General features: G+C 67.4%; 12 protein-coding genes. 8 read left to right on the top strand and 4 right to left on the bottom strand.

The genetic code is table 11. The annotated features are described in order from the left end of the window. The first annotated feature begins 21 nt into the window (after positions 1 to 21). From IE075_RS13865 to IE075_RS13900, 8 genes are all read left to right on the top strand, one after another. Positions 22 to 318: an EF-hand domain-containing protein gene (locus IE075_RS13865; protein ID WP_189457656.1), complete on the top strand. Its 297-nt coding sequence runs from the start codon at positions 22 to 24 to the stop codon at positions 316 to 318. Positions 319 to 477: 159 nt separating this feature from the next. Further along, positions 478 to 1,851: a S8 family serine peptidase gene (locus IE075_RS13870; protein WP_189457657.1), complete on the top strand. Its 1,374-nt coding sequence runs from the start codon at positions 478 to 480 to the stop codon at positions 1,849 to 1,851. Between the two features lie 233 nt (positions 1,852 to 2,084). Continuing rightward, entirely contained in the window at positions 2,085 to 4,010 is a 1,926-nt protein-coding gene (acs, locus tag IE075_RS13875) for an acetate--CoA ligase (RefSeq protein WP_189457659.1), read from the top strand. A gap of 286 nt (positions 4,011 to 4,296) precedes the next feature. Next, on the top strand, positions 4,297 to 4,824 hold the full coding sequence (locus IE075_RS13880) for a GNAT family N-acetyltransferase (protein WP_229792543.1): 528 nt from the start codon (positions 4,297 to 4,299) through the stop codon (positions 4,822 to 4,824). Positions 4,825 to 4,853: 29 nt separating this feature from the next. Continuing rightward, positions 4,854 to 5,696, top strand: coding sequence for an SAM-dependent methyltransferase (locus IE075_RS13885; protein ID WP_189457664.1), 843 nt, complete (start codon positions 4,854 to 4,856; stop codon positions 5,694 to 5,696). A gap of 20 nt (positions 5,697 to 5,716) precedes the next feature. Then, entirely contained in the window at positions 5,717 to 5,986 is a 270-nt protein-coding gene (locus IE075_RS13890; RefSeq protein ID WP_189457666.1) for a hypothetical protein, read from the top strand. Positions 5,987 to 6,057: 71 nt separating this feature from the next. Further along, a complete protein-coding gene (locus tag IE075_RS13895; RefSeq protein ID WP_189457668.1) occupies positions 6,058 to 7,863 on the top strand; it encodes a sensor domain-containing diguanylate cyclase in 1,806 nt (601 codons plus the stop codon). A gap of 404 nt (positions 7,864 to 8,267) precedes the next feature. Further along, positions 8,268 to 10,046 (top strand): GGDEF domain-containing protein, encoded by a 1,779-nt coding sequence (locus tag IE075_RS13900; protein WP_189457670.1) that lies wholly within the window; start codon positions 8,268 to 8,270, stop codon positions 10,044 to 10,046. Between the two features lie 92 nt (positions 10,047 to 10,138). Here IE075_RS13900 and rpmG read toward each other — a convergent pair whose 3' ends face one another. From rpmG to IE075_RS13920, 4 genes are all read right to left on the bottom strand, one after another. After that, positions 10,139 to 10,306, bottom strand: a complete 168-nt coding sequence (gene rpmG / locus IE075_RS13905) for a 50S ribosomal protein L33 (protein WP_425489384.1) — start codon at positions 10,304 to 10,306, stop codon at positions 10,139 to 10,141. A 7-nt stretch (positions 10,307 to 10,313) separates the two neighbouring features. Beyond that, positions 10,314 to 10,550, bottom strand: coding sequence for a 50S ribosomal protein L28 (rpmB, locus tag IE075_RS13910; protein ID WP_115860425.1), 237 nt, complete (start codon positions 10,548 to 10,550; stop codon positions 10,314 to 10,316). Positions 10,551 to 11,135: 585 nt separating this feature from the next. Next, on the bottom strand, positions 11,136 to 12,041 hold the full coding sequence (locus IE075_RS13915; protein WP_189457672.1) for a ParB/RepB/Spo0J family partition protein: 906 nt from the start codon (positions 12,039 to 12,041) through the stop codon (positions 11,136 to 11,138). After that, positions 12,038 to 12,859 (bottom strand): ParA family protein, encoded by an 822-nt coding sequence (locus tag IE075_RS13920; protein ID WP_189457674.1) that lies wholly within the window; start codon positions 12,857 to 12,859, stop codon positions 12,038 to 12,040. The genes IE075_RS13915 and IE075_RS13920 overlap by 4 nt, the downstream gene beginning before the upstream one ends. Between the last annotated feature and the right edge of the window lie 62 nt (positions 12,860 to 12,921).

A 12,921-nucleotide genomic window follows, 5' to 3' on the forward strand; every position in this document is an offset into this window, starting at 1 on the left:
GTCGTCTGCCTGTGCTTGGGGATGTCCTCCGCAGTGCAGGCACAGGTGCGTGGCACGGCCGACTATCTCGCGCGCATGGACGCCGACGCCGACGGCCGCGTGTCGCTGCCTGAATACCAAGCCTGGCTCGGCTACGCGTTCGAGCGGATGGACCGCGACGGCGACGGCGTGCTCAGCGCGGGCGAGCTGCCGGGCGGACGCGGTGAGCCCGTGCGCCTCGACGCGCACCGGCAGGCGCTCGCCGAGGCATTCGCACGGCAGGACCGCGACCGAAGCGGCTTTCTCGACGCTCGCGAGCTGGCCGCGCCGCCGCGTTAACCGGCCGGGCGCGGCGCCCCGGGCACGCGACGTAACGTCGCTGAATCATCAGCGCCGCGTGAAATGTTGCAGCACGGAAACATCGTGCTCGGAAGTGTGGGATAAACGAGGCACGCGTCGCCTTTTCGGGCGCGCCTCTACCCCACGCAGGAGTGTCGAATGAAGCGTTCGTTTCGTACGGGTTTGCTCGCAGGCGCTGTCGTTGCATCGTTGGGCCTGGCCTCCACGGCCATGGCCGGGGGACGTCCGGATCTCGTGCTGGCCGGCCTGAAGGCCGGGCGCGCGCACCAGGCGCAGGAACTGATCGTCCAGTACCGCGACGGCGCGAGCGCCTCGAGCCGCGAGGCCGTGCGCCAGGGCGTCGGCGCGGCCCGCGTGGCCACCCTGCGCGGCGGCAGCGACGTGCGCACCCAGACCGACCTGTGGAAGCTGCCGGCCGGCGTGAGCGTCGCCGCCGCCGTGCGCGCGCTTGCGGACGATCCCGCGATCGACTTCGTCGAGCCGAACTGGGTCTACACGCACCAGGCCGCCTCGAACGACTCGTATTACACGAACGGTTCGCTCTGGGGCGTCTACGGCGACGCGTCCTCGCCCGCGAACGTGTACGGCTCGCAGGCCGCCGAGGCCTGGGGCCGCGGCCACACGAGCTGCGACAACGTGATCGTCGGCGTCATCGACGAGGGCATCTTCTTCAACCATGAAGACCTGACGCCGAACATCTGGGTCAACCCGTACGACCCGGCCGACGGGCGCGACAACGACGGCAACGGCTACGTCGACGACGTGCGCGGCTGGGACTTCGACGGCAACAGCAACAATGTGAACTCCGGCGGCGCGAACGACGACCACGGCACCCACGTGGCCGGCACGATCGCGGCGGTCGGCGGCAACGGCAAGGGCGTCGCCGGCATGTGCTGGAGCGGCATCAAGCTCATCAGCGGCAAGTTCCTCGGCAACCGCGGCGGCACCACGGCAAACGCGATCAAGGCGATCGACTACTTCACCGACCTCAAGACGCGCCACGGCCTCAACATCGTCGCGACGAACAACTCCTGGGGCGGCGGCGGCTTCTCGCAGGCGCTGCAGGACGCGATCGGCCGGGCCGACCAGGCCGGCATCCTGTTCGTCGCCGCGGCTGGCAACTCGGCCTACGACAACGACACGCAGGCGAGCTACCCGTCGAACTACCCGAACCCGAACATCATTGCGGTCGCGTCGACGACGAACACCGGCGAGCTGTCGAGCTTCTCGCAGTGGGGCGCGACCACGGTCGACATCGGCGCGCCGGGCTCGGGCATCTGGTCCACCGTGCCGAAGAGCTCCAAGGGCAAGGTGATCTCCGGCTACGCCAGCTACAACGGCACGTCGATGGCCACGCCGCACGTGACCGGCGCGGCCGCGCTGTACAAGTCCTCGTTCCCGGGCGCGAGCGCCGCCGACGTCAAGAAGGCAATCCTCGACGCGGCCGTGCCCACGCCGTCGCTGCAGGGCAAGGTCGTCACGAACGGACGGCTCGACGCCAGCGGATTCTGATCGCCCGTCCATGCTCCATCGAAGCCCGGCCTACGCCGGGCTTCTTTTTTTGCGGGAGACGAAACGCTCACAGGCCGAAGCGGGCGGCAGGGCCATCGTGCAGCGCCGAGCGCGGTGATCCGCACTTCCTGTCGAGCGGCCCCGCTGGCAAGCGGGCCAGCCGCGGCCGCACCGCTCGTGCGGGCATGCGGCAGACTGGCTCTCCCCAGCCGCCGGCCCGGAGCGCCACGCCCATGCCCACCGCCGCCCACCCGCCCGCCCGCATCACGCGCGACGACTACGAGCGCCTGTACGCCGACTCCGTGCGCGACCCTGACGCGTTCTGGGGTCGCATCGCGCAACGCATCGACTGGATGCGCGCACCGACGCAGGTGCGCGACGTGAGCTTCGACGTCGCTGACTTCCGCATCCGCTGGTACGGCGACGGCGAACTCAACGCGAGCGTGAACTGCCTCGACCGCCACCTCGACACGCGCGGCGACAAGCCCGCGCTGATCTTCGAGCCCGACGATCCGTCGCAGCCCGCGCAGCATGTGAGCTACCGCGAGTTGCATGCCCGCGTGTGCCGGCTCGGCAACGCGCTGCGCCACCTCGGCGTGCGCAAGGGCGATCGCGTGACGATCTACCTGCCGATGATCGTCGACGCTGTGGTTGCGATGCTGGCGTGCGCGCGCATCGGCGCGGTGCACTCGGTCGTGTTCGGCGGCTTCGCCCCGCAATCGATCGCCGACCGCATCGCCGACTGCGGCAGCAAGCTCGTGATCACCGCCGACGAAGGCCTGCGCGGCGGCAAGCGCATCGCGCTCAAGGCAAACGTCGACGCCGCGCTCGCGATGCACGGCACCAACTCGGTCGAGACCGTGCTCGTCGTGCGCCACACCGGCGCCGGCGTCGACATGCAGATGCCGCGCGATCGTTGGTTCGATGCCGTCGTCGACAGCCAGCACGCGCATTGCGAGCCCGAGCGCATGAACGCCGAGGACCCGCTCTTCATCCTCTACACCTCCGGCAGCACCGGAAAACCCAAGGGCGTGCTGCACACGACGGGTGGGTACCTCGTCTATGCGAGCTACACGCACGAGTGCGTATTCGACCTGCGCGAGGACGACGTGTACTGGTGCACCGCAGACGTCGGCTGGATCACCGGCCACAGCTACATCGTCTACGGCCCGCTCGCGAACGGCGCGACCGCGCTCGTGTTCGAGGGCGTGCCGAATTACCCCGACGTCTCGCGCTTCTGGAACGTCATCGACAAGCACCGCGTCACGCTGTTCTACACCGCGCCGACCGCGATCCGCGCGCTGATGCGCGAAGGCGACGCGCCGGTGACGTCCACCTCGCGCGCATCGCTGCGCCTGCTCGGCACCGTCGGCGAGCCGATCAATCCCGAGGCATGGCGCTGGTACCACGACGTCGTCGGCGACGCGCGCTGCCCGATCGTCGACACCTGGTGGCAGACCGAGACCGGCGGCATCCTGATCTCGCCGTTGCCGCATGCGGGCACGCCCAAGCCCGGCTCGGCGACAAAGCCGCTGCCCGGCGTGCGGCCCGCGCTCGTCGATGCGAACGGCGAGCTGCTCGACGGCGAAGCCGAGGGCAACCTCGTGATCCTCGACTCGTGGCCCGGCCAGATGCGCACCGTCTACGGCGACCACCCCCGCTTCATCGACACCTATTTCAAAACGTACCCGGGCATGTACTTCACCGGTGACGGCTGCCGGCGCGATGCCGATGGCGATTACTGGATCACTGGCCGCGTCGACGACGTCATCAACGTCAGCGGCCACCGCATCGGCACGGCCGAGGTCGAGAGCGCGCTTGTCGGCCACGCCGGCGTGGCGGAGGCGGCGGTCGTCGGCTTCCCGCACGATCTCAAGGGGCAGGGCATCCATGCATTCGTGACGCTAAAAGCCGGCATCGAGCCGAGCGACGCGCTGCGCAGCGAGCTCGTGCAATGCGTGCGCACCGGCATCGGCCCGATCGCCACGCCCGACCGCATCCAGTGGGCGCCCGGCCTGCCGAAGACGCGCTCGGGCAAGATCATGCGCCGCATCCTGCGCAAGATCGCGGAGGGGGCGACGGAGCAGCTGGGGGATACGTCGACGTTGGCGGATCCGGGTGTGGTCGAGTCGCTCGTGGCCGATCGAACGGCGAGTTAGCCGAAGTCCGCTGCTGATGCATTGCATCGGCGTGCCTCGACTGCAGTGCCATGCCGGCGGCGTCAGCCAAGTGGAGCGCAAATCGCCTGGGCTGAGACAAACCGCGACAGACCGCGCGAGTGCGACGGCAGGGGCGCCCTCAATGAGGCTCCCGCACGTCACATTTTCTATGCCGCCTCCCGCAGGTGTCGGTTCGTATAGGCGAATCAAAGCGTCGTGGCATACGCTCCACCGCCGGCTTCGTGTTGATTCGCTCGTGGACAAGCACGCTTTGGATACGCCGCGCATGCGCCTGCGACTCCTGCATCGGGGGAGTGCAGATCACGGCTTTGTATATCGGACGCTGTACACGTGTCCAAAGGTCATGACTACGATCAGGCCGCCGTTGACGGACGAGGCCGCGGACGCGGCATTCGAGCGCATTTGCCGGCATAACGCGTGTGGGCTGCCGGGGCATCGGTACTGGGCCCTGGAGCGGCGCTCGAACGGAGCACCGATTGGAATCTCGGGATTCAGGCGCAAAGGTGATCGCGGTGAAATGGGGATACTGCTCGTCGCGGATGCGTGGCGGCAGGGCTTTGGTGGCGAGACATTTTCCGCGCTTATACCGCATGCCTTCGATGGCATCGGCCTCGCCCACATCGATGTCGAGCGTGCCGACGACGAGCGGGCGGCGGTGCTCTGGCGACTGCTCGCGCCCTACGGCTTCCACCGAGTGCCCGCCTCAGAGCCGACCCGCGTGCGCTGGACCCTGAGCCACTCCGCATGGATCCATCGCCGAGGAGGAGTTGGAATCGAGCGCGCCGTCCCGTAGTGTGGTGTCTTTCCGAAGGGGAGTTCGGGATGGCGGCGCCTGCCACGCAATCGGGCAGTCTTGTGTGTGTCGGCTTGGGGATGCTGCTCGGTGCGCACCTGGGCCCTCGGTCGCGCAACCAAATCGAAGAGGCCGATGTGGTCTTCGTGGCCGCATCCGACGCCCTGGTCGAACTGTGGGTGCAGCAGATCCGTCCGGATGCGCGCAGCCTGCAGCCCTTTTATGCGGACGGGAAGTCTCGACGCCGGACGTATGCCGAAATGGTCGAGGCCATGCTAGTCGAGGTGCGGGCCGGTCGACGCGTCTGCGCCGCCTTTTACGGCCACCCGGGCGTGTTCGCGCGGGCGCCGCATGCTGCCGTCGCTCGAGCACGCGCGGAGGGTTTCGTCGCGAGCATGGAGCCGGGCATCTCCGCCGAGGACTGTCTGTATGCGGACCTCGGAATCGATCCGGGCGAATTCGGCTGTCAGCACTTCGAAGCAACGCAGTTCCTACTTCATCGCCGACGCGTTGACCCATCAGCGCACCTTGTGCTGTGGCAAGTCGCGCAGGTTGGGGATCGGAGTCTGGGGCGATTTGAAACAGGCGCGCCCTACCGGCGACTGTTGGTGGAGCGCCTCGCGAAGGACTATCCACTCGAACACGAGGTCATCATTTACGAGGCTGCGACGCTGCCCATTGATGCGCCGCGGGTCGAGCGCCGGAGGCTTGACTCTCTCCCAAACGCTACCCTGCACATGCACTCGACGTTGGTCGTGCCGCCTTCTCAGCCGCTGGAAGCCGACACGGACGTGCTCGCAAAGCTGGTCGAACTCGACGAGCCCAGTCGTGCATCCGCGGGTAAGCCCTCGCTCTTTCTCGTCTCTTCCTGATACTGCCCGGAGAAAAATGAATGTCCCATCCAATCGCCTTGCTTGAGCAACTCGCGTGTCACGCCACTTCGCTCCCATGCGACGTCCAGCCCACTGCTGTTGCCGGGTTTAACGAGGTCGTTCAGAACGCGATGCTCTCGCGCGACATCCCCACGCTGGTCGGAGCGCTTGGCGGTCGGGCCCGGATGTTCTGTTGCGTCTGGGCGCCTCTGGACGATGAGCCTGTGCCTGCCGAGCAGCCGGTCGTGCCGGATGATGAGCCCGAGTCACAGGAAAGGCTGGTCGCCTGAAGCCCGCCGCGGGTTCATTCGGGCTGATCGGCGCCCGCAAGAAGCTTTAAGTCTGGAGCACGGGGCCAAGGATGAAGAATTCGATAAAGGCGGTTTGCTGCGTCGTGGGCATTCTGCTGCCGTCGCTAGTGCTTGCATCTGAGTTCTCGGAGCTTTTGCATCGCGCGGACGCGGTTCGCTCGTCGGACCGCGCTGCGTTCGATAAAAGTCTCGCTCGGCTTGAGGCGCTCAAGGGCGAGGCCAATGCGGTGGAGCGAGCGCATCTGGAGCTGTTGCTCAATTATCAGAAGGTCATCCGAGGCGACTACCAGAGTGCGCTTGGGAGCGCTTCGGTCATGTTCGATCAGGTGCAGGAGCCGCAGTTGAAGTATCGCTCCGGCCTGCTGGTGGCGAACATCGCCGCGCTGACGCGCGAGTTCTCACTGGGCTTGCGCTTCCTCGAGAGTGCGTTGGAACTGCGGGAGAAGATCCACGACGCTGACATTCGCCACGGCGGCGATGTCGTGGCCGGCAATCTCTATAACCAGTACGGCCAATACGCGCTGGGGCTTGAGCACGCCGAGCGGCTGCTGTCCGATGCGCCGTCGGCACGGAACCGTTGCTTTGCGGACAAGGTGCGTTTCGAGGCGATGAGTGGCCTGGGGCACTTGGTCGAAACGCGGCCCCACATCCTGACGTCCATCGCGCGATGCAGCGAGCAAGGGGAAGTGCTGTCCGCCAATGCGATCCGCAGCGTACTCGCGCAACGATGGGCCGCCAATGGAAAGGTGAGGCAGGCCATCGCATTTCTCGAGGCGAGCCTTCCGGAAGTCGAGGCCACCGGTTACACCCGGCTTATCGGCGAATATCGGGCGCTTCTTGCGACCTATCAGCTTGAGCTCGGCAACGAAAAGACGGCCGAGATGCATGCGGTCGCCGTCACCGAGTTGAAGGGACAGGACTCGGGCTCGCTGCCGAACGTCATGGCGCGTCACGTGCTCTATCGGGTCGCTTTGGGACGCGGAGACACCCGCGCCGCGTTGAACGAGTACCGCCTGTATGCAGAAGCCGACAAGGCACGCCTCGACGACATCAAGGCGCGCGAATACGCGTTCCAGCTGAGCCGCCACGAGGTCGCGCAGAAGAATCAGTCGATCGAACTGCTGAAGAGCCAGAACCAGCTCCTGCGTCTCGAGCAGGAAGTCGCGCACAAGGAACAGTCCAACTCGCAACTGATGATTGCTCTGCTCTTCGTGCTCGCCTCGTCGCTAGGCTACTGGGGCTGGCGCGGGCGGCGCATGCATCGCACGCTGCGGCAGCTCGCGCAGACCGATAGCCTCACGGGCCTAGCGAATCGCCGGCATTTCCGGGCGCAGTCCGAAGCACTGCTGGCGCAGGCGCGCCAGCGCGGGCGGCCGATGAGCCTGCTGCTGTTCGACCTCGACCACTTCAAGCAGATCAACGACCAGTGCGGCCACGCGACCGGCGACTGGGTGCTCAAGGAAGTCGCGCGCGTCGGACGCGTCCACTGCCGGCCCGGCGATGTGTTCGGCCGCATTGGCGGTGAGGAGTTCGCCGTCGCGCTCGTTGACTGCGACCTGGGCGACGCCGAGATCATCGCCGAGCGTATGCGCGAGGCGATCGCTGTCATCGACGGCCGGGCGAGCGGCTGCCCGTTGCCGGTCTCGGCGAGCGTCGGGTGCGTCGCAACCTCGGTGTCCGGCCACGAATACGAAACGCTCGTCGCACACGCGGACGCAGCGATGTACCGCTCGAAAGTCGGCGGGCGCAACCGCATCTCGCGCTACCAGACCGCGTCGGCGACGCCGGTGCCGGTGCCGGTGCGCATCGAATCGGTTCCTGTCGCCGCTGCACCGGAGGCAATGCGCGCGTCCTGATCGCCTGCGTACGCGATCGTCGTTCGCCTCTCTGACCATCGCGGAGCGACGTGTTCTGTCGCTGCGTCCTTCTTGGCACGCGTGAGCCACTAGTGCCGATGCCACGCAGTCAATGCCGTCGCGCTGCGGCCGTTCGCAGAAATCGGACTCGCCTCGCCCGCCACTACACCCTTCGTTCCGAGCAGAGCGGCTTCGCCCCGACGCTCTTTCTTGCTGAACGCATTCAGCCAGATTTTGTTTAGCCGAACCAGGCGGGTCGTGAAGTTCGTGTGATGATTCGCACGCGCAACGCGGTGCATGCATCGTGGTTGAGGATCGGACGCCCCGACGTGGGCGGTGCAAGACAGGACAGGTTGAAGCGTGTGAGCGGGCAGGGTGTTCGGAAATGGCTGGCGGCGGCGGGCATGGCCCTGTGGCTGCCATGCGTCGCGTGGGCGGCGGACCTTCAGCCGCTGCTCGACCGCGCTGACGCGGTGCGCAGCTCCGACCCAGCGCAGTTCGAGGCGCTGCTGAGTGCGATCGACGCCGCTGAGCCACAGGCGACTCAGGCGCAGCGCGAGCATATTCGACTTCTGCGCGCCTACTTCACGGCTGTCCGCGGAGAGATGGATCACGCAGCGACGCAAGCCGAGAACCTCTTCGCCACTGCTCAGCAGCCCACGATCCGGTTCCGGGCCGGGATGCTCGCGGCGAACACCGAAGTGATTACACGGGACTTCCCCGAGGCGCTTCGGTATTTGGACCAAGCCCTTGCGCAGATGGACTCAGTCACGGACGAGCACACTCGCGAAGAAGGGCAGCGCGTCGCCGCAACGGTCTACAACCTGGCCGGGCGCTATCAGAAAGGGCTCGACCATGCGCGGAGCGTGGTGGCCTCTCCGTTGTCCGAAAAGTCCCTGTGTGTCGCACGGCATCTCGAAGTCGAGGCGCTCCTGCATCTTGGGCAGCCCGCCGAGGATGCATACGTGCAAGGTGCGATCGCACAATGCGCGATTCAGGGCGACCTGGTCGCGGCCGGACTGCTGCGTCGCGACCTTGCAATCAAGTGGGCGGGAGAAGGTCGCACGGCCGATGCGGTCTCGATGCTGGAACGGCACTGGAGTGACGTCGAAACGACGCGCTATCCACTGCTCGCGGCGATTACCCGCGCTCTGATCGCTGACTACCGTCTGCAGCTCGGCGACGTCGCTGGCGCGCACGCGCAGGCGCGAACAGTGCATGCGATGCCGCAACTCGATCCGCACTCCTTGCCCATCATTACTGCGCACCGCGTGCTCTACGAGGTCGCCAAACGCCGCGGCGATGCCGCCACCGCGCTCGCCGAGCACGAGCACTATGCGGTCGCCGATAAGGCCCGGCTCGACGAAGTCCAGGCACGCGAAGTGGCGATCCAGCTCGGCAAGCTCGAACTGACGACGAAGAACCAGTCGATCGAACTGCTCAGTGAGCGCAACCGGGTGCTGCAACTTCAGCATGAGGTCGCGCGTGCCGACATGTGGAACGCGCGGTCGGGCATTGCGCTGCTGGCGCTGTTCGCGCTTGCGCTCGCGGCGTGGGGCTGGCGCGGCCGGCGCATGCAGACTGCGCTGCGTAAGCTTGCGCAATCCGACCCGCTGACGGGCGTCGCGAACCGGCTGCACTTCCGCGCGCAGGCCGAGGCGTCGCTGGCGCGCGCCGCCCAGCACTCGCGGCCTGCCAGCGTGCTGATGTTCGACCTCGACCACTTCAAGCGCATCAACGACTGCTTCGGCCACGCGGCGGGCGATCGTCTGCTCGTCGACGTGGCGCGCGCCGTGCAGGTCCATTGCCGTCCGGAGGACGTGTTCGGTCGCCTCGGCGGCGAGGAATTCGCGGTGCTGCTCGCCGACTGCGACCTCGAGCAGGCCCGTAAGGTGGCGCAGGCGATGCGCGAGTCGATCGCGGTGATCGACACGCGTGCGCTCGGCTGTCCGCTGCCGATATCGGCCAGCTTCGGGTGCGCGTCGACTGCGCTGTCGGGCTCGCATTTTGAAACGCTCGCTGCGCACGCGGACGCGGCGATGTACCGCGCCAAGACGGGCGGCCGGAACCGCGTTGTCGTGCATCGCGGCGCGCCCGACGACGCGGGTATCACAACGTCACCGCCGGTTGTCGTTGCGCCCGATGCGCGCTCGCCACGGCCGCGCCTGCAACGCACGGTCTGACTTCACCACGGCCTGGTCAGCGCTGCGGCCGGGCAACAAAAAACCCGCCTTTCGGCGGGTTTCTTGTGGAAGCAATCAAGGTGCCGGAAGGCTCACTTGATCTTGCCTTCCTTGTACGGCACGTGCTTGCGCACGACCGGATCGTACTTCTTGATTTCCATCTTGCCGGGCGTGTTCTTCTTGTTCTTGTCGGTCGTGTAGAAGTGACCGGTGCCGGCCGTCGAGATCAGACGGATCTTGTCGCGCTTGGAAGCCATGATTCAGTCCTCAGATCTTTTCGCCACGGGCGCGCAGATCGGCGAGGACGGCATCGATGCCGTTCTTGTCGATGGTGCGCAGGGCATTCGCGGACACGCGAAGCTTCACCCAACGGTTTTCGGAAGCGACCCAGAAGCGGCGCTCATGCAGGTTCGGCATGAAACGGCGGCGGGTTTTGTTCATGGCATGCGAGACGTTGTTGCCGGTCGTCGTTCGCTTGCCCGTTACTTGGCATACGCGGGACATTACGCACCTCGAGAGGTATTGGGCTTCCCTTGGCCAGGGAGGCGGCGGCCCCGCCACCGCCCGAAGGCGACAGCACGCGATGCAGGCTGGAAATCCGCAGCAGGCTGCGGGGACGCTGCACCATGGCAGGCCGGAATCGCGTTTCCGGCGGTGCCCGGACGCCCACAAGGGACGCGCCGGACGCAGCGAGCCGGGCATTATGCCGACCGTGGCGCGGCGCCGCAAATCCGGCTGCGGAACGGCGGCTCAGGTCGCTGAACACATCGGCTTTCGACGCCATTCGGACGGTCGCTCGGCGGAGCTCGGGATCGCAGTCCTGATGGCAGGCCCGCCGCTGCGGCGATGCATGCGTCGGGTTCTATTCGAGCCGGCAGGCGAGGGGCCCGATCCGGGGCGGGAGGGCGCGCAACGCCGACCTGCCCGTGGCGGACCTGCGCTTCGGCGGCAAGCAGAGCACCGAGGCCGGCCGTGCTGCCAACGCGGGCCGCTGATCGACAGCCGGGTTTGCCCGCCTCGCGCATCGACGGGTTGGGGCGGCGCTGCAGCGCCTGCCGGTTGGTCTGACGCCTTTCGGAACGCGTCGCGTCAGTCGACGCGACCGCGCAGCTTCTCGAGCACGCCGTCGAGCGAATCGAGGTCGGTGTAGTGGATCACCAGCCGGCCCTTGCCGCCGCGGCCGTGCATCACGTTGACCTTGGTGTTGAGCGACTCCGACAGCTCGCGCTCGAGGCTGGCGATGTCCGCCTGCGGCGCGGGCTTGGCCGCGCGCGTCTTGCCGCGCACCGGCGCGACCTGGCCGGCGACGCTCTGCTGGACGCGGTGCTCGACCTCGCGGACCGACCAGCCGTGCTCGGCCGCCTGTCGCGCGAGCGCGATCGCCGCCTGCGGCACGAGCGCGAGCAGCGCGCGCGCATGGCCCATCTCGATCGCGCGTGTCTCCACGAGCGTGCGGATCTCGGGCGGCAGTTCGAGCAGGCGCAGCAGGTTCGACACCGCGGCGCGCGAACGGCCGACGGCTTCGGCGGCCTGCGCATGCGTGAGGTCGAACTCGTCGATGAGCCGCTGCAGCGCGTTCGCCTCTTCAAGCGGGTTCAGATCCTCGCGCTGGATGTTCTCGATCAGCGCCATCGCGACGACCGTGCGGTCGTCGACTTCGCGGATCACCGCGGGCACTTCGAGCAGGCCGGCGAGCTTGGACGCGCGCCAGCGGCGTTCGCCGGCGATGATCTCGTACGTAGCGTCGCGCGCGATCTCGCGCACGACGATCGGCTGGATCACGCCCTGCGCCTTGATCGATTCAGCGAGCTCGGCAAGCTTGTCCTGGTCCCAGTGCTGGCGCGGCTGGTAACGGCCCGCCACGAGCGATTCGACCGGCAGCGTGCGCAGGATGTCGCCGGGCTGCGCCTCGACGATCGCCGGTGCCTCGGCGGCCTTCGCCGGGCCGAGCAGGGCCTCGAGCCCGCGGCCGAGTCCGCGCTTCTTGACGTTCATGCGACGCCGCTCCCCATCGGCAGGTGCTTCGCCGTCTGCTTCGCCTCGGCGTCGCGTTCGCGCTGGCGGCGCAGCACTTCACCGGCCAGGCCCAGGTATGCAATGCCGCCGCGGCTGCCCTTGTCGTAGCCGACGATGCTCTGGCCGTGGCTCGGCGCTTCGGCGAGGCGCACGTTGCGCGGCACGATCGTGCGGAACACGCGGTCGCCGAAGTGGTTGATGAGTTCGGCCGACACCGCGTTCGCGAGGTTGTTGCGCACGTCGAACATCGTGCGCAACACGCCTTCGATCTCCAGCTTCGGATTCAGGCGCCCGCGGATCGCCTCGATCGTGTCGAGCAGCGCGCTGATGCCTTCGAGCGCGTAGTACTCGCACTGCATCGGCACGATGATCGAGTCGGCCACGGTCAGCGCGTTGAGCGTGAGCAGGCTCAGCGCCGGGGGGCAGTCGATGAGGATGAAGTCGTACTCGTCGACGAGCGGCGCGAGCGCGGCCTTGAGGCGCTGCTCACGCTCGTCCTGCGCCATGAGCTGGATTTCGGCCGCGGTGAGGTCGATGTTGCCCGGCAGCAGGTCGAAGTCCTCGGCGGTGCGCACGATGGCCGTGCGCACGTCGCTCTCGCCGAGCAGCACGTCGGTCACCGACGTTTCGATCTCGCGCTTGTTGACGCCGCTGCCCATCGTCGCGTTGCCCTGCGGGTCGAGGTCGACCAGCAGCACGCGCTTGGGCGTGCGCGCGAGCGCGGCGGCGAGATTGACCGCCGTGGTGGTCTTGCCGACTCCGCCTTTTTGATTGGCGACGGCGATGATGCGGGCCATGCGGCTCGTCCTGCGGGCTGGAAACGGGAAGGCCGGCCCCGGGCCGGACCGGGGATTATGCG

Source organism: Cognatilysobacter bugurensis, assembly GCF_014652095.1.
GTDB classification, from domain to species: domain Bacteria; phylum Pseudomonadota; class Gammaproteobacteria; order Xanthomonadales; family Xanthomonadaceae; genus Cognatilysobacter; species Cognatilysobacter bugurensis.

What these genes read in the sequence shown, in the direction of transcription:
- IE075_RS13880 (WP_229792543.1), top strand. Translation starts at nt 4,297, where the DNA reads ATGCGCCTGCGACTCCTGCATCGGGGGAGTGCAGATCACGGCTTTGTA.
- IE075_RS13900 (WP_189457670.1), top strand. Translation starts at nt 8,268, where the DNA reads ATGGCCCTGTGGCTGCCATGCGTCGCGTGGGCGGCGGACCTTCAGCCG.
- acs (WP_189457659.1), top strand. Translation starts at nt 2,085, where the DNA reads ATGCCCACCGCCGCCCACCCGCCCGCCCGCATCACGCGCGACGACTAC.
- IE075_RS13915 (WP_189457672.1), bottom strand. Translation starts at nt 12,041, where the DNA reads ATGAACGTCAAGAAGCGCGGACTCGGCCGCGGGCTCGAGGCCCTGCTC.
- rpmB (WP_115860425.1), bottom strand. Translation starts at nt 10,550, where the DNA reads ATGTCCCGCGTATGCCAAGTAACGGGCAAGCGAACGACGACCGGCAAC.
- IE075_RS13865 (WP_189457656.1), top strand. Translation starts at nt 22, where the DNA reads ATGTCCTCCGCAGTGCAGGCACAGGTGCGTGGCACGGCCGACTATCTC.
- IE075_RS13920 (WP_189457674.1), bottom strand. Translation starts at nt 12,859, where the DNA reads ATGGCCCGCATCATCGCCGTCGCCAATCAAAAAGGCGGAGTCGGCAAG.
- IE075_RS13895 (WP_189457668.1), top strand. Translation starts at nt 6,058, where the DNA reads ATGAAGAATTCGATAAAGGCGGTTTGCTGCGTCGTGGGCATTCTGCTG.
- IE075_RS13885 (WP_189457664.1), top strand. Translation starts at nt 4,854, where the DNA reads ATGGCGGCGCCTGCCACGCAATCGGGCAGTCTTGTGTGTGTCGGCTTG.
- IE075_RS13870 (WP_189457657.1), top strand. Translation starts at nt 478, where the DNA reads ATGAAGCGTTCGTTTCGTACGGGTTTGCTCGCAGGCGCTGTCGTTGCA.
- IE075_RS13890 (WP_189457666.1), top strand. Translation starts at nt 5,717, where the DNA reads ATGTCCCATCCAATCGCCTTGCTTGAGCAACTCGCGTGTCACGCCACT.